General features: G+C 64.1%; 15 protein-coding genes. 8 read left to right on the top strand and 7 right to left on the bottom strand.

What is annotated here, in order from left to right; all coding sequences use genetic code 11:
* Positions 1 to 285: 285 nt before the first annotated feature.
* From AC56QP_RS22510 to AC56QP_RS22500, 3 genes are all read left to right on the top strand, one after another.
* A complete protein-coding gene (locus AC56QP_RS22510; RefSeq protein ID WP_489857992.1) occupies positions 286 to 1293 on the top strand; it encodes an iron ABC transporter substrate-binding protein in 1008 nt (335 codons plus the stop codon).
* Positions 1294 to 1467: 174 nt separating this feature from the next.
* Positions 1468 to 3048, top strand: coding sequence for an ABC transporter permease (locus AC56QP_RS22505; protein WP_489863543.1), 1581 nt, complete (start codon positions 1468 to 1470; stop codon positions 3046 to 3048).
* Positions 3045 to 4127 (top strand): ABC transporter ATP-binding protein, encoded by a 1083-nt coding sequence (locus AC56QP_RS22500; protein WP_489857993.1) that lies wholly within the window; start codon positions 3045 to 3047, stop codon positions 4125 to 4127. Before AC56QP_RS22505 ends, AC56QP_RS22500 begins: the two co-directional genes overlap by 4 nt.
* A 29-nt stretch (positions 4128 to 4156) precedes the next feature.
* Here AC56QP_RS22500 and AC56QP_RS22495 read toward each other — a convergent pair whose 3' ends face one another.
* The 6 genes from AC56QP_RS22495 to tlpA form a co-directional block, all read right to left on the bottom strand.
* Positions 4157 to 4987, bottom strand: a complete 831-nt coding sequence (locus AC56QP_RS22495; protein WP_489857994.1) for a phosphodiesterase — start codon at positions 4985 to 4987, stop codon at positions 4157 to 4159.
* Between the two features lie 62 nt (positions 4988 to 5049).
* Positions 5050 to 6150, bottom strand: a complete 1101-nt coding sequence (locus AC56QP_RS22490) for a sn-glycerol-3-phosphate import ATP-binding protein UgpC (RefSeq protein WP_489857995.1) — start codon at positions 6148 to 6150, stop codon at positions 5050 to 5052.
* Between the two features lie 13 nt (positions 6151 to 6163).
* Positions 6164 to 7078, bottom strand: a complete 915-nt coding sequence (locus tag AC56QP_RS22485) for an ABC transporter permease subunit (RefSeq protein WP_489857996.1) — start codon at positions 7076 to 7078, stop codon at positions 6164 to 6166.
* A 7-nt stretch (positions 7079 to 7085) separates the two neighbouring features.
* Positions 7086 to 7970: a carbohydrate ABC transporter permease gene (locus AC56QP_RS22480; protein ID WP_256751759.1), complete on the bottom strand. Its 885-nt coding sequence runs from the start codon at positions 7968 to 7970 to the stop codon at positions 7086 to 7088.
* Positions 7971 to 8112: 142 nt separating this feature from the next.
* Positions 8113 to 9465, bottom strand: coding sequence for an extracellular solute-binding protein (locus AC56QP_RS22475; protein WP_489857997.1), 1353 nt, complete (start codon positions 9463 to 9465; stop codon positions 8113 to 8115).
* A gap of 548 nt (positions 9466 to 10013) precedes the next feature.
* Positions 10014 to 10694 carry a thiol:disulfide interchange protein TlpA gene (gene tlpA, locus AC56QP_RS22470; RefSeq protein ID WP_489857998.1) on the bottom strand — a complete coding sequence of 227 codons (681 nt, stop codon included), beginning with the start codon at positions 10692 to 10694 and terminating at the stop codon, positions 10014 to 10016.
* Positions 10695 to 10729: 35 nt separating this feature from the next.
* Between tlpA and argH the strand changes: the two genes are divergently transcribed.
* From argH to lysA, 3 genes are all read left to right on the top strand, one after another.
* On the top strand, positions 10730 to 12130 hold the full coding sequence (argH, locus tag AC56QP_RS22465) for an argininosuccinate lyase (RefSeq protein ID WP_489857999.1): 1401 nt from the start codon (positions 10730 to 10732) through the stop codon (positions 12128 to 12130).
* 69 nt (positions 12131 to 12199) lie between these two features.
* A complete protein-coding gene (gene lptM, locus AC56QP_RS22460) occupies positions 12200 to 12406 on the top strand; it encodes an LPS translocon maturation chaperone LptM (RefSeq protein ID WP_256751764.1) in 207 nt (68 codons plus the stop codon).
* Between the two features lie 67 nt (positions 12407 to 12473).
* The gene (gene lysA / locus AC56QP_RS22455; protein WP_489858000.1) at positions 12474 to 13742 is read left to right on the top strand and encodes a diaminopimelate decarboxylase; all 1269 of its coding nucleotides are present in this window, start codon (positions 12474 to 12476) and stop codon (positions 13740 to 13742) included.
* Between the two features lie 23 nt (positions 13743 to 13765).
* Here lysA and AC56QP_RS22450 read toward each other — a convergent pair whose 3' ends face one another.
* The gene (locus AC56QP_RS22450) at positions 13766 to 14068 is read right to left on the bottom strand and encodes an ArsR/SmtB family transcription factor (protein ID WP_489858001.1); all 303 of its coding nucleotides are present in this window, start codon (positions 14066 to 14068) and stop codon (positions 13766 to 13768) included.
* 50 nt (positions 14069 to 14118) lie between these two features.
* Between AC56QP_RS22450 and AC56QP_RS22445 the strand changes: the two genes are divergently transcribed.
* Both AC56QP_RS22445 and AC56QP_RS22440 read left to right on the top strand, forming a co-directional pair.
* Entirely contained in the window at positions 14119 to 15060 is a 942-nt protein-coding gene (locus AC56QP_RS22445; RefSeq protein ID WP_489858002.1) for a threonine/serine dehydratase, read from the top strand.
* A gap of 116 nt (positions 15061 to 15176) precedes the next feature.
* The gene (locus AC56QP_RS22440) at positions 15177 to 17768 is read left to right on the top strand and encodes a TIGR02302 family protein (RefSeq protein WP_489858003.1); all 2592 of its coding nucleotides are present in this window, start codon (positions 15177 to 15179) and stop codon (positions 17766 to 17768) included.
* Positions 17769 to 17796 lie beyond the last annotated feature (28 nt).

Below are 17796 nucleotides of genomic sequence, written 5' to 3'. Positions count from 1 at the left end.
TTACGTGGCCGGCGAAATAATGTCCAAGGCAAACTACGGGCAAATCACGAAAGTTTGCGGGTTCTTTAGCGGCGACCGCAAACCGCTTCGCCCTCCACCGGCAACAGCTTCGCGGGCACATCACGCGCCAATCCGCCGAGCTGGCATCACGCGGAATTGTCCCTCTGGCACCGGCCTTTGCGCCTCAGCGACCGATTGAAGCAGATCATCAATCTTGACTATCGCTGTCAGGTATCGATAGGTGCAGCCTGCGAGACCAAGACCAACGAGACCGAGGACGACGCCATGAGATACGCTCTTTCCACCCTTGCCGGCGCGGCAGCGCTTGCAATCGGCCTGATCGCCGGCCCGGCGATGGCGGAAGACGATGGCATCATTGTCTACAACGCCCAGCACGAAAACCTGACCAAGGCGTGGGCCGAAGGCTTCACCAAGGAAACCGGCATCAAGGTCACCGTGCGCAATGGCGGCGACAGCGACTTCTCCAACCAGATCGTCGCCGAAGGCTCATCCTCGCCGGCCGACGTGTTCCTGACGGAAAACTCGCCGGCCATGGTGCTGGTCGAGAGTGCCGGCCTGTTCGCACCCGTCGACGCCGACACGCTGGCGCAGGTTCCGCAGGACTATCAGCCGGCCAGCGGCAAATGGGTCGGCATCGCGGCGCGCAGCACCGTCTTCGCCTACAACAAGACCAAGCTCAACGCCGATCAGTTGCCCAAGTCGCTGCTCGATCTCGCCGACCCAAGCTGGAAAGGCCGCTGGGCCGCCTCGCCATCGGGTGCCGATTTCCAGGCCATCGTCAGCGCGCTTCTTCAGCTCAAGGGCGAGGCCGCCACGGCGGGCTGGCTGAAGGCGATGAAAACGAATTTCACCGCCTACAAGGGCAACAGCACGGTGATGAAGGCAGTCAATGCCGGCGAGATCGAAGGCGGCGTGATCTATCACTATTACTACTTCGGCGATCAGGCCAAGACGGGCGAAAACAGCAAGAATGTCGAACTGCACTACTTCAAGAACCAGGACCCGGGTGCCTTTGTCTCGATTTCCGGCGGCGGCGTGCTGGCCTCGAGCAAGCATCCGAAGGAAGCCCAGGCCTTCCTGAAATGGGTTACCGGCAAGGGTGGCCAGGACATCCTGAAGACCGGCGATTCCTTCGAATACGCGGTCGGCAAGGGTGCCGAGTCCAATCCGAAGCTGGTGCCGCTGGCCGATCTGCAGGCGCCGAAGGTCGACGCAACGACATTGAACTCCAAGAAGGTCACCGACCTGATGACCGCAGCCGGCTTGCTTTAGTTGCCGTTCGTCCTAAAAGGACAACCGACCGCGCTCCCGCGGGGAATTCACCTTCCGCGGGAGTGCTTTGTTTTTCGAGATGGCATTCGTCCATGACGACACGCTGTGTTCCCGACCGCAATCGCGGTCCTTCAATTGCTGCCACCGGGCGGCAGCGGCGCGGCGCCTGAACTGATGCAGTCCGCGGTCGATCTCGCGCGCTCGGGCCTGCCTTCGGGCACAGGCCAAAGAACGCTGCGGCGCATGGCGCCATGGATAGTCATCGCTGCCGTCTTCGTTTCGTTGCTGTCGCTGCTGCCGCTTGCCTTCATTGTCTGGATCGCGGTGCAAACCGGTTGGGAAACCGTCTCGGCGCTGGTCTTTCGGCCACGCGTCGGCGAGCTTCTGGTCAACACTGGCCTGCTGGTGTTGCTGGCCGTGCCGATCGCCATCGTGCTGTCGGTTGCGCTGGCCTGGCTGACCGAACGCAGCGATCTGCCTGGCGCCCGGCTCTGGTCCTGGCTGTGCGTGGCGCCGCTGGCCATCCCCGCTTTCGTGCACAGCTATGCGTGGATCACCATGGTGCCCCGGCTGCATGGTCTTTGGGCTGGCGTGCTTGTTTCCGTCATCGCCTATTTCCCGTTCCTCTATCTGACGATATCGGCGGCTCTGCGCCGTCTCGATCCCGCCCTGGAGGACGCCGCGGCGGCGCTCGGCCTTGGACCCTGGCGTGTCTTCCTGCGCGTCGTGCTGCCGCAACTGCGTCTCGCCATATGCGGCGGCTCGCTGCTGGTCGGACTGCATCTGCTGGCCGAGTATGGCCTCTATGTCTTCATCCGCTTCGATACCTTCACCACGGCGATCGTCGACCAGTTCCAGTCGACCTTCAACGGACCGGCAGCCAACATGCTGGCCGGGGTGCTGGTGAGCTGCTGCTTCGTGCTGCTCGGTATCGAAGTGCTCGTGCGCGGCGAAGAGCGCTATGCCCGCGTCGGCTCCGGCGCCGCGCGCTATCAGCAGCGCGTGCGTCTCGGTCGCGCCACCATCCCCAGCCTGTTGTTGCTCTTCGCCACCACACTGCTGGCACTTGGCGTGCCGTTCGTCACCATCGGCCGCTGGCTTGTCGCCGGCGGCATGGAAGTCTGGCGCTTCGACGAGATTGGCCTGGCGCTCGGCCAGACGCTGTTCCTGGCGGTTGCGGGTGCGTTGCTGGCCACCGTTGCCGCCATGCCGATGGCCTGGATCTCGATCCGCGCGCCGGGACCGCTGCAGCGCCTGCTGGAGAGTTGCAACTACATTGTCGGCTCGCTGCCCGGGGTCGTCATTGCGCTGGCGCTGGTCACCATCACCGTGCGCATCGCGCTGCCGCTCTACCAGACCCTGTTCACCATCCTGGTTGCCTATGCGCTGATGTTCCTGCCGCGTGCCCTGGTCAGCCTGCGGGCTTCGATCGCCCAGGCACCGGTCGAGCTCGAACGCGCCGCCTCAAGTCTCGGCCGGCCGCCGCTCAATGCGCTGTGGTCGACGACGATCCGCCTTTCGGCGCCGGGTGCCGCGGCCGGCATGGCGCTGGTGGCGCTCGGCATCATGAACGAGCTGACCGCAACCCAGATGCTGGCGCCGAACGGCACCCGCACGCTGGCGATGGCGTTCTGGTCCTACAGCGGCGAGATTGATTATGCCTCGGCGGCGCCTTACGCCTTCATCATGGTGGCGATGTCGCTGCCCCTGACCTGGCTGCTCTATGTCCAGTCGAAGCGGATGGCCGGACGATGAGCTTTCTCGAAATCAGTGGCCTGCACAAGCATTATGGCCCGGTCGCGGCACTTGCCGGTGTCGATCTGAGTGTCGCCAGCGGCAGCCGCACGGCGATCGTCGGCCCGTCCGGCTGCGGCAAGACGACCTTGCTGCGGCTGATCGCCGGTTTCGAGGCGCCTGACCAGGGCCGCATCGCGCTGGACGGCGAAGTGCTGGCCAATGGCGGCAATGCCGTGCCGGCGCATCGCCGCGGCATCGGCGTGGTGGCGCAGGACGGCGCCCTGTTCCCGCATCTGACCATCGGCGACAACATCGGTTTCGGCATCAGCCGCGGCGACGACAAGCGCTCCGAGCGCATCGTCGAGCTCGCCTACATCGTCGGACTGGACAAGGCGATCCTCAAACGCCGCCCGCATGAGCTCTCCGGCGGCCAGCAGCAGCGTGTGGCCCTGGCTCGCGCCATGGCGATGAAGCCTCGGCTGATGCTTCTCGACGAACCGTTCTCGGCGCTGGACACCGGCCTGCGCGCCTCGATGCGCAAGGCGGTGGCCGAGCTTCTGGAAGCGGCCGGCATCACCACCATCCTGGTGACGCACGACCAGGCCGAAGCGCTCTCCTTCGCCAGCCAGGTGGCGGTAATGCGCGACGGCAAGTTCTCGCAGGTCGACACGCCGCGCGAGCTCTATCTCAGACCCAGGGACAGGATGATCGCCGAGTTCCTCGGCGACGCCATCATCCTGCCGGCAAAGATATCGGGCGGTTTCGCCAACTCGCCGCTCGGCCGCATCCCGGTTGACACCGCCGACAATCGCGACGTGGCCCGCATCATGCTGCGGCCGGAGCAGATCGCCTTGAAAAGAACGTCGCGCGAGGGCATGTCGGGCACGCCTGATATGCTGTTCGGCGAAGTGACCGAATTGGAATTCGGCGGCTCGATGTGCATGATCGCGGTGCGGCTCCTGAACAATGCCGACCCGCCCGATGCGGCCGCGATCGGCAACACGCCGCTGATCCTGCGCAAGCCGGGCATGGATGCCCCTGCGGTCGGCGAAATTGTCCGGTTGACCGTGTTGGGCAAGGCTCACGTGTTCGCCTGAATCCCGCGCGCGTTAACACATTTGTGGATTCAGGCTCGGTCGGCTGCCATGTCCGCGGTGATGCGTTCACCGGTTTCGGCGGAATAGGCCGGCCACTGCTCAAGAAAATCGCAGCCATGCACCACCACGCGCCCGCCTGCGCTGTCGATGAGGATGACCGCGTAGGATGGCGGTGCCTGCTCGACGATCTCGCTCGATCTCTCGAGGGCAAGCGCGAACCTCGCATGCAGGCCGCGCTGCGCCGAGAACGGGATGCCGGCGACCGAGCCTGCGATGTCGCGATGGACGTGACCGAAGAAGATATGGCGGACGTTTCCGTGGCGCCGAAGCCGGCCGAGCAACCGCTCAGCATCCTCGAGACCCAGCGGGTCGAGCTGCGGCAGGCCGAGCTCGACCGGTGGATGATGCAGGAAAATATAAGCGGGCCTGCCGGCGGATTGTTCGAGCCGGGCATCGAGCCAGGCAAGCCGCCTTTCGCACAATTCGCCTTCGATGCGCCCTTCCGCCAGGCAGTCGACAAACAGCAGCACTTCGTTGCCGGTGTCATGGACCGACTGCACGAAGCCATTCTCGTCGACCGGATTTTCCGGGAACGCCGCGACAAGATTGGCCCGCCGGTCATGGTTGCCCGGCAACAGCCTGTAAGGCACCGACAGCGTGCTCAGGGCAGCGCGAAGATCGGCATAGCTCTCCGGCGCGCCGGTCTCGGTCAGGTCGCCGGTGAAGACGCAAAGCGCGGCATCGGCGTGATGCGCATTGATGTGCGCGATGCATGACGCCAGCCTTTGATGCAGGTCGGCTCCAAAGCGGCGCTCGCCGCGCTGGTCGAGATGCACATCGGTGACCTGGATGATTTTCATGATGCTTTCCTGGACTTGCCGAGGGCCAGCGGATTCATCACCGCGATGTTGGGGGGTCGGGATCAGAGCGCCGGCTCGGGTACGGATGCTTTGAAGACATCGAGGCGGCTTCCCGTCTCCGACGAGAAGAAATGCATATCCTCGGGCAAGATCTTCAGGCCGACGGCACTGCCGGGCTCGGGATGGACCGCCTCCGACGTCATCACCGAAAACGGCGCGCCGTCGAGATCGACATAGATGACCCGCCCCGCGCCCAGTTCCTCGACCAGGTCGACGGTGGCCTTGAGCGCGCCGGCCGTGCCAGGTGTCACCAGCCGGACGGCTTCGGGCCGGATGCCCATCGCGACCTTCGTGCCGACCGGCAGGCCGGCACGTGTCATGGCCAGGCGCCCGCTGCCACCGAGCAACGACAACCCGTCGAGTTCGACCGTGCCTTCCAGAATGTTCATCGCCGGCGCGCCGACGAAAGTGGCGACGAAGCGGCTGGCTGGGCGGGTATAGATTTCACCGGGAGTACCGACCTGTTCGACGCGTCCGCCATTCATCACCACCAGCCGGTCGGCGAGCGTCATCGCCTCGACCTGGTCATGCGTGACGAAGACCGAGGTGGCGTTCAGCCGGCGATGCAGCTTGCGGATTTCCGAGCGCATCTGGACGCGCAGCTTGGCGTCGAGATTGGACAGCGGTTCGTCGAACAGGAACACCTTCGGCTCGCGGATCATGGCGCGGCCCATGGCGACGCGCTGCCTCTGCCCACCGGAAAGCGCCATCGGCTTGCGGTCGAGCAGATGTTCCAGTTCCAGCGTGCGGGCAACCGCCTGGATCCGTTGCGTGCGCTCAGCCGAGGGAACTCCGGCGACCTTGAGCGAATAGCCGATGTTCTGCGCCACGCTCATATGCGGATAAAGCGCGTAGTTCTGAAACACCATCGCGCAGCCGCGCTCGCGCGGCTCAAGCTTGTTGACCACGGTGCCGTCGATCGCGATCTCGCCATCGGAAATCTCTTCCAACCCGGCGATCATTCGCAGAAGCGTGGACTTGCCGCAGCCGGACGGTCCCAGGATGACGACGAATTCGCCCGACGCGAAATCGAGGTCGACCCCGTGCACGACCTGGGTCTTGGCATAGTTCTTCTTGACGCCGCGTATCGCGATGGAGGCCATTTTTCGTCTCCTGTTATTTCTCGGTGGCGATCAGGCCGCGCACGAACCAGCGCTGCATCAGCACCACGACGACCAGCGGCGGCAGCATGACGATCAGCGTGCCGGCCATGGCGATATGCCATTCAGGGGCACCGCCGACATTGGGGATGAGCTGCTTGAGCTCGGTCACCGCCATCGCATGCGACTGGTCGGTTGTGATGAGCAGCGGCCACAGATACTGGTTCCAGGCCCACAGGAACATGATGGTCCCGAGCGCGGCCATGTTGTTGCGCGACAGCGGGAGCAGCACATCGATGAAGAACCGCAGCGGGCCCGCGCCGTCCATGCGCGCGGCCTCGGTCAGTTCGTCCGGCACGGTCAGGAAGAACTGGCGGTAGAGAAACGTGCCGGTCGCGGTGGCGACCAGCGGCAGTATCAGGCCGCTGTAGGAGTTGAGCAGTCCCAGGCTGAGGGAGACCTGCACACCCGACACTTTTTCGATCAGCCAGGAAAGCCCGGTCAGGTCCAGGATCGCCTGATAAGGCTCGAGCACGTTGGCGACCACAGCGTAGGTCGGCACGATACGCACTTCGAGCGGCAGCATCAGGGTGATGAAGATCAGCCAGAAGATCAGCATGCGGCCGGGATAGCGGAAGTACACGATCGAGAAGGCAGTGAGCGCCGAGATGATCACTTTGCCGGCGGCGACGCCGGTCGCCATGATCAAGCTGTTGAGCAGCTTGGGACCGAGGTCGGCCGTCGTCCAGGCGGTCTTGATGTTGACCCAGAAGTCACGGCCCGGCAGCAGCGACATCGGCACATCGTTGACATCCCTGAGATTATGCGAAGCGGCGATCGCCACGACCACGAACGGCGCGACGCAGAAGACGAAGCCGACGAACAGGATCAGATGCGTGAAGAAATCGAGGATTGGGGTGCGCTCGACCATGTCATTCTCACCGGTAGTGCACGCGCCGCTCGATGAAGCGGAACTGGAAGATGGTCAGCACGATGATGAGCAGCATCAGGATGATGCTCTGTGCGGCGGCACCTGAATAGTCGAGGCCTTTGAAGCCGTCGGAATAGATCTTGTAGACCATCAAATTGGTGGCGTTCGCCGGGCCGCCAGCGGTCATGATGTCGACGATGCCGAAGGAATCCTGGAAGCTCTCGGTGATGTTGATGACCAACAGGAAGAAGATCGTCGGCGTGATCAGCGGGAACTGGATGTCCCAGAAACGCCTGATGACGCCGGACCCGTCCATCGCAGCCGCCTCGATCAGCGAGCGCGGGATGGCCTGGAACGCGGCGAGGAAGAAGATGAAGTTGTAGCCGACATATTTCCAGGAAAAGGCGGCAATGATCGAAGCCATGGCATCGGCGCCGTCGAGGCCGGGGTCCCAGAAGCCGGGCCAGATCTGGTTGACAACAGCCATGAAGCCGGCTTCAGGCGCCAGGATGAAGCGGAACGCCATCGCCAGCGCGGGCGCGGCGATGCCGTAGGGCCAGATCAGCACCACGCGGTAAAGACGCGAGCCAGTGAGCTGGCGATCGGTCAAGGCTGCGAGCACCAGCGCGATGAACATCGCAAGACCGGTGCTGATGCCGGCAAAGACAAGGCTGGCGGTGATCGAGTTCCAGTAGTCGGCGCTGGATAGGATCGAGCGGAAATTGTCGAGCCCGACCCAGATGTTGCCGCCACCCCATGGCTGCTGCAGCGTCAGCGACCAATAGACAGCCTGGCCCGCCGGCCAGTAGAAGAACGTGAAGATCAGGAGGATCTGCGGCACCGCGAAGAGGATGCCGATCGTCCAACTGCTGAAGGTTACCCGTTTTTCCATCGGTCCCGCCGACGCCGTTCACACGGCAGTCTAGATTATGAAACGGCCGCCCGTCGATCCAAGCATGATCCCGAAAGTGGAAACCGGTTTTCGGAAGTGATCATGCTCGCAAGCGTACGGGCGGCCCTGGAGTTTTCAGCGATCAGGGCAAGGTCTTGCCCGGATAGGTCTGCTGGAAGCGATCGAGGATGGCGTCGCCGTTCTTGACCAGCGTATCGAGGCCTTCCTGGACGCTGACCTTGTTGGCGAAGATCGCCTGCATCTGCGTGCCGAACTCGGCGCGGATCTGGGTAAAGTTGCCCAGCCGGATGCCACGGGTGATTTCGGTCGGCTCCGTCGCGGTCAGGCTGGCGATCGCGGTTTCACGGCCCTTATAGGGCGCCTTGTCGTAGAAGCCATTGGACTTCATGTATTCGAAGCCCGACTTGGTCACCGGGATGTAGCCGGTGTTGGTCGACCAGAACAAAGCGGTCTTGGGGTCGTGGATGAAGTTGAGGAACGCGGCCGCGCCCTTGTATTCCGCATCCGATTTGCCGGAGAGAACCCACAGCGAAGCACCGCCGACGAGCGAGTTCTTGCGCTCGGTGCCGGCATAGACCGGCAGCTCGGCGACATCCCAGTTCATGCCTTCCTTCTGCGTCTTGCCGACGGTGCCGTGATCACCGACCGAGGTCATGATCACCTGGCAGGTGCCGGAAGCGAAGGCCTGGACCATGTCCTGGCCAAGGTCCTTGGACTTGATCTTGATAAGGCCGGCGTCATACCACTTCTTCAGATCGGTGACGTACTGCACGAACTTGGTCTTGTTGACTTCAAGACGGGCGTCAAGGCCGTCATAGCCATTGTTCTTGGTCGCGATCGGCTGGTTGTGGAGGGCCGAGAACTGCTCCATCAACTGCCAGCTTTCGTTGGCCGAGATGTTGATCGCCATCGGGCAGTCGTATCCGGCGTCCTTCATCGCCTTGAGGTCTGCGCCGACATCTTCCCAGGTCTTCGGCGCCTCGGTCTTGCCGATCTTGGCAAAGGCGTCCTTGTTCCAGTACATCAGCGCCGTCGAGGAATTGAACGGGAACGACAGCATCTCGCCCTTCGACGTCGCGTAGTAGCGCGCGATGCCGGGGAAATAGTCTGCGTAGTCGATCTTGTAGCCGTTTTCCTCCATCAGCTTGTCGGCCGGCTTGTAGGCGCCCGACAGCATCATGGTGGCGGTGCCGACGTCATAGACCTGGACGATCGCGGGCTGCTTGCCGGCGCGGAAGGCGGCGATGGTGTTCTGCAGCGTGGCGTCGTAATTGCCCTGGCTGGTGCAAACGACCTCATAGTCGGACTGCGAGGCGTTGAAGTTCTTGCACAGCGTGTCAACGACACGTGCGAGGTCGCCCGAAAGGCCGAACCAGAAGTCGAACTTGGTGGGCGCGGCGACCGCTGGCAGCGCCATGGAAACGCTGATTGCGCCGGCGGCCAGAGCCGCCAGACCATTTTTGATCATCGACATGAATCTCATTCCCTGTTGAGTGGCTCGTTTCAAGGATCGTTGCGCAGGTCCCCGGCCGTCTCTTAGAGAAAGTATGTGACAGTTCTGTTGTGCCTTTTCAGGCCTGTGGACAGCCAATCTCTCCTCCCTCGACAGCTTGCGCCAACATGAAATGAACCCGTCACATCGGCGCCCTGGGTAGCTAGAGCGTCGTGCTTCGGCGTAAAGGCCTGAGCGAGACCAGAGGCAAGCGGTCGTGGATATCGAGCCGAAATGGATGGATGAAATGCTGGTGCCGCGGCCGAACATGTTCCCCTCACCGACAGCCAGGCCATGCGAGACAGCACCAGCCAGGCTTGGCCGATCAAGGCTTTGGCCGATCAAAATAAGTGAGGGCGACGCCGTCGCTTTCAACCAAGCGGTCGGCAGCCGGTTGATTTTTCGCTGAACGAGATCGCTTATCCGAGGAAGATCGACATGGAGGCCTTCCAGCAAATCGTCGATCAGATCGCCGAGCAGTCCCAAGAACAATGAGGCGCGGCGGCTATACCGACGACGGCCAGCCTGCCTCAGCTGCCCAGCGCCGTCTCGACCAGCCGTTTGGCGTCCGGCCCCGACCACTCGGCCGGGCCGTTCATGTGGGCAATCAGGCAGCCTTCGCCGTCGATCAGCATGGTGACGGGAAGGCCAAGCGCCAGGCCGCGCGTCTTGAGGTCGTTGAACAGCGCCATCGTCGAGTCCCGGTAGTAGCCGAGCGTCTCGACGCCGGTGTCCTTGAGGAACTTCTTCGGCTTCACATCGTCGCCGGCATCGACATTGACGGCGACCACCTGAAAGGCGTCGCTGCCCTTTTCCTTCTGCAGCGCGTCGAGCGCCGGCATTTCGGCACGGCACGGCGCACACCACGTCGCCCACAGATTGAGAAGCATCGTCTTTCCGGCATGATCGGCGATCGTCATCGGCTTGCCGTCCGGGCCATTGAAGGCGAGGTTCTTCAGGGATTGCGGCGGATCGGCCGGCAAAAGTGCCGCGACCTCGCCTGTCGCCGCGGCCGCGATCTTCTTGGCACGGTCGCCCTTGGCGGCGCAGGCGACATCGTCCTTGCTGTCGCCGACCGCGACTTGGTTCGCGGCATTGTTGCCAGACCGGCTCTCGCTGACATATACCGCGACCGCGCCGGCCAGCACGCCCGCCACCAAGGCGGCGAGGATCAGGCGTGGGGCCGGGAAGAATCTATTACCGTCTGCCATTTTCTCAAAACTGCTCCGAAGCACGGGTTATAGCGATGAGCGACACGAAGACCAGCAACCAGATGTGGGGCGGACGTTTTGCCTCGGGTCCGGCCGCGATCATGGAAGCGATCAACGCGTCGATCTCGTTCGACCGCAAACTCTATGCGCAGGACATCAGAGGCTCGATCGCCCACAGCGAGATGCTGGCGCAAACGGGCATTATTTCGGCGGCCGATCAAGAAAAAATCGCTCACGGGCTGAACACGATTCTGAAAGAGATCGAAGCCGGCACGTTCGAGTTCTCGACCCGGCTGGAAGACATTCACATGAACATCGAGGCTCGCCTCGCCGACCTGATCGGTCCGGCGGCCGGCCGCCTGCACACCGCCCGCTCGCGCAACGACCAGGTGGCTGTCGACTTGAGGTTGTGGGTCAAGGACGAATGCTTTCGCGTCGCCGAGGCGCTGAAAGGACTGATCAAGGCGCTGCTGGAGCGGGCCGAGGAGCATGCGGCGACCGTGATGCCGGGCTTTACCCATATGCAGGCGGCGCAACCGGTGACCTTCGGCCATCACTGCATGGCCTATGTCGAGATGTTTTCGCGTGACCTGTCGCGCGTCCGCGACGCGATCGAACGCATGGATGAGAGCCCGCTCGGTGCGGCCGCGCTTGCCGGCACCAGCTTCCCCATTGACCGTCACAGAACCGCCAAGGCGCTCGGCTTCCGCGAACCGATGCGCAATTCGCTGGACAGCGTTTCGGATCGCGATTTTGCGCTGGAGTTCCTTGGCATGGCGGCGATCTGTGCCACGCATTTGTCGCGGCTGGCCGAGGAGATCATCATCTGGTCGACACCGCAATTTGGCTTCGTCAGGCTCTCGGACAGCTTCTCCACCGGCTCCTCGATCATGCCGCAGAAGAAAAACCCCGATGCCGCCGAACTGGTGCGCGGCAAGACCGGCCGCGTCACCGGCCATCTTGTCGGCCTGCTGACGGTGATGAAGGGCATGCCCCTGACCTATGGCAAGGACATGCAGGAAGACAAGGAATCGGTGTTCGACGCCGCCGAGACGCTCGATCTCATGCTGGCGGCGATGACCGGCATGGTCTCGGACATGACGGTGAACGCAGCGGCGATGAAAAAGGCCGCTGGCTCCGGCCACGCGACCGCGACCGACCTCGCCGACTGGCTGGTGCGGACGCTCGGCCTGCCGTTCCGCGAGGCGCATCATGTCACCGGCCGGGCGGTGGCGCTGGCGGAAGAGAAGAAGGTCGGGCTGGAAAAGCTTTCGCTGGGGGATTTGCAGTCGATCAATCCTGGCATCACCGCGGACATATTTTCGGTGCTGGCGGTGCAGAACTCGGTCAAGAGCCGCACCAGTTTCGGCGGCACGGCGCCGTCGGAAGTGCGGAAGCAAATCCGCGCCTGGAAAAAGCGGCTGACGAAGGCGTGAGCTAGGGTGCAATACGCAGAGAACTCGGCTAAAAGCGGCGGCTGGCAAAAGTTTCGGACGGATGGATCGATGACCGGAAGCAGGATTTTGGTGACGCTGACGCTGCTGGTGGCGATTGCGGCCGTCTCGGCCTGCGGCCGGAGGGGCGCTCTCGACACGCCCTATGAGGCCGCCGTGCAAGCGCGCAAGGATGCCTCGAAGGCCCATCAGCCCGTGCCGCCGGAGCCGGAAAAACCGGTCCAGGACAAGAAGTTCATCCTCGACCCGCTGATCTAGCGCCGATGAGACTGGGTTTCCTTCTGAACCCGATCTCATCGTGCTCCAACTTTCCGGAACCATCCTCGTGAACCATTTCGACTACCGCGACGGCGTATTGCATGCCGAGGACGTGGCGATCCCTGATATCGCCGCACAGGTCGGCACGCCGTTCTACTGCTATTCGACGGCCACCTTGACCAGGCACTACCGGGTCTTTGCCCAGGCCTTTGCCGGGCTCGACGCGCTGGTCTGCTACGCCATGAAGGCCAATTCCAACCAGGCGGTTCTGAGAACGCTGGCCAGGCTCGGCGCCGGCGCCGACGTGGTGTCGGAGGGCGAATTGCGCCGGGCGATGGCCGCCGACATTCCGGCCGGCAAGATCCTGTTCTCGGGCGTCGGCAAGACCGCGCGCGAAATGGACTTTGCGCTGACCGCCGGCATCCTCTGCTTCAACGTCGAATCCGAGCCCGAACTCGAGCTCTTGTCGGCGCGTGCCGCGGCACTTGGCAAGGTGGCGCCGATCTCGCTGCGCATCAATCCCGACGTCGACGCCAGGACCCACAAGAAGATCTCCACCGGCAAGGCCGAGAACAAATTCGGCATCCCGTGGCAGAGGGCGCGGCAGGTCTACGCCCGCGCGGCACAGCTTCCGGGCATCAGGGTCACTGGCATCGACACCCATATCGGCAGCCAGATCACCGAACTGCAGCCCTTCGACGATGCCTTCGCGCTGCTTGTCGATCTGGTCGATACGCTGCGCGCCGATGGTCACGCCATCGAGCATGTCGATCTCGGCGGCGGCCTCGGCATTCCCTATCGCGTCGACAACAACCCGCCTCCGCTCCCCGACGCCTATGCCCAGATCGTCAGGAAGCATGTCACCAAGCTCGGGCTCAAGGTGATGTTCGAGCCAGGCCGGCTGATCGTCGGCAACGCCGGCATCCTCGTCTCGGAAGTGATCTTCGTGAAGGAAGGCGACGCCAAGAACTTCCTCGTCGTCGACGCCGCGATGAACGACCTGATCCGGCCGACGCTCTACGACGCCTTCCACGACATCCGCCCTGTGGTGCAGCCGCCAGGCGACACGCCGCGCATGATGGTCGATGTGGTCGGCCCGGTCTGCGAAACCGGGGACTATCTCGGCCTCGACCGCGATCTGCCAAGGCTGAAGGCCGGCGACCTGATTGCCGTCTCCACCGCCGGCGCCTATGGCGCGGTGCAGGCCGGCACCTACAACACCCGCCTGCTGGTGCCCGAGGTGCTGGTCGACGGCGACCGTTTCCACGTCGTGCGTCCGCGCCTGACCTATGACGATCTGATCGGGCTGGATTCCGTGCCCGACTGGCTTGCATAAAAGCTGTTCAGTCCGGAACGCACCTACAGCCGGCTCTGGATGAGCGCCCTTGTGTCGGCGATCCTGTCCTCGTCGCGGCGGTAGAACGTCCATTGCTTGATGCGCCTGGTTCGCAGCAGGCCAGCCTGGGTGAGCACGCGCATATGCTCGCTGAGCGTTGCTTGCGTGATGCCGAGCTTCTCGGCAATCAACAGCGCGCAAACGCCATCCTCGACCAGATCGCCGTCGACCTGGCGCGGGAAATGCGCGCGCGGATCCTTCAGCCAATCGAGGATCTGCAGCCTGCGTTCGTTGGCGATCGCCTTGAGGACATCGACCTCTTGCATTTAGTCATTTTGCCAAGTTACTAATTACTGTCAATCCCAGGGAGATACCCATGTCGCAGGGCAACACGATCACACGCGAACGCATTGCCGCGATGGAACCGCGCATCCGCCCCTATGTGCGCCACACGCCGGTGCTGCGCGTCGACATGGCCGACTTCGACCGCGCGCCGCTCGCGGTCGACCTGAAGCTCGAATGCCTGCAGCATTCCGGCTCGTTCAAGGCGCGCGGTGCCTTCACCAACCTCCTGGAACGGCCGGTTCCCGAGGCCGGCGTCGTCGCCGCGTCGGGCGGCAACCATGGCGCCGCCGTTGCCTATGCCGCCATGCGGCTGGGCCACAAGGCGACCATCTTCGTTCCCGAGGTGAGCCCGCCGGCCAAGCTGGAGCGGATCCGAAGCTACGGCGCTGAACTGGTCGTCGGCGGCGCTCGCTATGCCGAGGCGCTGGCCGCCAGCGAACGTTTCGCCGAGGAAACCGGTGCCTTGCAGATCCATGCCTTCAACCAGGAGGAAACGCTTGTCGGCCAGGGCACGCTTGGGCTGGAAATCGAGAGCGATCTGCCCGATATCGACACGCTGCTGGTCGCCGTCGGCGGCGGCGGCCTGATCGGCGGCATCGCCGCCTGGTTTGCCGGCCGCATCCGCATCATCGCCGTCGAGCCGGAAGGAGCGCCGACGCTTCATCGCGCCTTCGAGGCCGGACGGCCCGTCGACGCCCCGGCCGAGGGCATCGCCGCCGATTCGCTGGCACCCAAGCGCGTCGGCGAGATGATGTTCCCGATCGCCGAGGCCTTTGTCGAGCGCTCCATCCTGGTCAGCGATGACGACATCATCGCCGCGCAGAAGGCACTGTGGAACCGGGTACGCATCATCTCCGAGCCGGGTGGCGCCGCCGCTTTCGCGGCCGTTCTGTCCGGACGCTACGCGCCGGAGCCCGGTGAACGGGTCGCCGTTCTGGTCTGCGGCGCGAACGCGAATCCCGCGACCTTCTGACCGCAACCACCGCGGCGGACTTCACGTTTTTTGGAACCGCCTCGCCTTTGCCGTGTTTGCTGGTATTCTTCGAGTCGTGAGGCATGGGCTATCCTGCCCGCCCCATGGAAGGGCCGATGACGGAACGACCCACCTTCAGCAGCGATCGCGGCTTGGCCGGGCGCCTTGCCTTGAGCCGGCTGGCGACGCGGGTCTCGATGATGGTCGAGCGTGGCTGGCCGTTGCTGCTGCCGCTTGTCATCGTCGCCAGCCTCTTCCTCAGCGTCTCCTGGTTCGGCATCTTTTCGCGGTTGCCGGACATCGCGCGCATCGGCGCGGTCGCCGCATTCAGCATCGCGGCACTGGCCGCGCTCTATCCGCTGCGCTTCTTCCGCATGCCCGGCGCCGCCGAGGTCGACCGCCGCATCGAGGCGGCCAATCATTTGTTGCACAGCCCGGTGCTGGTGCAGACCGACCGGCCAAGCGGCAGGGAAAGCAGCTTCTCGCGGGCGCTCTGGCGAGAACACCAGAAGCGCATGGCCGGAAAGCTCGACAGTCTCGGCGCCGACCTGCCGCGCACGCGCGTGCCGGAGCGCGACCCCTGGGGGTTGCGCGCGGTAGCGGCACTTCTGCTGGTTACCGCCTTTGCCTTCTCCTTCGGACCGACTGGTGGCAAACTGAGCGACGGGTTCAATGCCCACGGCGCGCATGATGCCGTGCCGCCGCGCATCGACGCATGGGTGACGCCGCCGGCCTACACCGGCAAGCCGCCGATCTTCCTGACCGCCGATGCCAACCAGATGACGCCGACCTTCACCGTTCCCGATGGCAGCGACGTCTCGCTGCGCGTTACCGGCGGCTCGGGCGAGGAAACGCTGGCTTATGCCGGCAAGGATGGCAATTCCCGTCCCATCGACCCGGCCGGCCCGCAGGCCGCCGCCACGGCCAAGCCGGCGGCAAGCCAGGCGACGCCATCCAAAGTGCGCCAATTCACCGGCAAGCTGACCGGCGACGGCACGCTGACCCTGAAGTCGGGCGATGACGAGCTTGGTCGCTGGGCCTTCGCGATCGTGCCCGACAAGCCGCCGCAGATCCGCTTCGTCGGCGAGCCGAAGCGCGCCGCCAACGGCGCCTTCGAACTCAACTACCAGATCGACGACGACTATGGCGCCGCCACCGCCAAGGCGGTTTTCGCCCTCGCTGATCCGCAGGCGCCGAATGCGCATCCGCTCTATGGTCCGCCCGAGATGCCGCTGACGCTGCCGCGCCGCGGCGGCAAGTCGAATGCCGCCAGGACGTCGAAGGACTTGACCGAGCATGTCTGGGCCGGCAGCAGCATCAAGCTGACGCTCGTCGCCACCGACGATGCCGGACACACCGCGTCGAGCGAGACCAAGACGCTGACGATGCCGGAGCGGCCGTTCGCCAACCCGCTGGCGCGGGCGGTGATCGAGCAACGCCGCCTGCTGGCGCTCGACGCCAACGCCAAGCCGCGTGTGCTCGACCTGATGGACGCGATCACGCTGCGGCCCGAAGATACCTTCGACAACATGGCGCACTACCTCGCCATCACGAGCGCCCGCAGCCGGCTGAAGATGGCCGCCAGCGACGATCAGTTGCGCAATGAGGTTTCCTATCTCTGGGAAATCGCGCTCGGCATCGAGGAAGGCAATCTCTCGGCCGCGGAAAAGCGGCTGCGCCAGGCGCAGCAAGCGCTGCAGGACGCCATCAAGAATGGCGCCAGCGACGCGGAAATCGAGAAGGCGATGAAGGAACTGCGCGAGGCGATGAACCAGTTCCTGCAGGAATTCGCCGAGCGCGCCAAGCAGAACCCGAACGCACCGCAGATGCAGCAGAACGGCCAGGAACTGCGCCAGAGCGACATCGACCGCATGATGGACCAGATCGAAAACCTGGCGAAGTCGGGCGATCGTGACAAGGCGCAGCAATTGCTGTCGCAACTGCAGGACATGATGAACAATCTGCAGGCCGGCCGTCAGCAGCAAGGCGGCGAGCAGGACAGCCAGATGCGCCAGCAGATGGACAAGCTCGGCGAGATCCTGCGGCGCCAGCAGGAGATGATGAACGACACCTTCCGCATGGACCAGATGCAGCGCGGCGAGCGTCAGCGCGGACAGAACCGGGATGAGCAGCTTGGTGGCGGCCAGGATGAGAACCTGCCGGGTGTGGGCCAGGACCGCGATCCGCTTGCGCGGCCGAAGCCGATGACGCCACAGGAATTCGCCGATGCGCTGAAACAGCTGCAGCAGGGTCAGGGCCAGTTGAAAAGCGACCTCGAGCAGCTGAAGAAGGGGCTCGAAGGCATGGGCATGGAGCCCAATGAAGGATTTGGCGAGGCCGGCAAGTCCATGGGCAACGCCGAACAGGCGCTCGGCGAGGGCCAGGGCGATGAGGCCGTTGGCCACCAGGGCCGGGCTCTGGAGGCGCTGCGCAAGGGCGCCAAGGACATGATGAAGCAGATGCAGGCCATGCAGGGCGACCAGGGCGGCAGCCAGGACGGTGGGCGCCAGCAGGACGCCGATCGTGACCCGCTCGGCCGGCCGCGCGCCAGCCAAGGCCCGGATTTCGGCGATTCGGTGAAGGTACCCGACGAGATCGACGTGCAGCGCGCGCGCCAGATCCTGGAAGCGATCCGCAAGCGGCTCGGCAACGCGCTCAGCCCCGACATCGAACGCAGCTACCTGGAACGGCTGCTCGAGCTGAAATAGGGATCGCCGCCCGCTTCCGACCTCACCC

Source organism: Mesorhizobium sp. RCAM 05104, assembly GCF_059683645.1.
The sequence above is the reverse complement of the archived record's forward strand: the minus strand, read 5'-3'. Positions and strand labels throughout refer to the sequence as shown.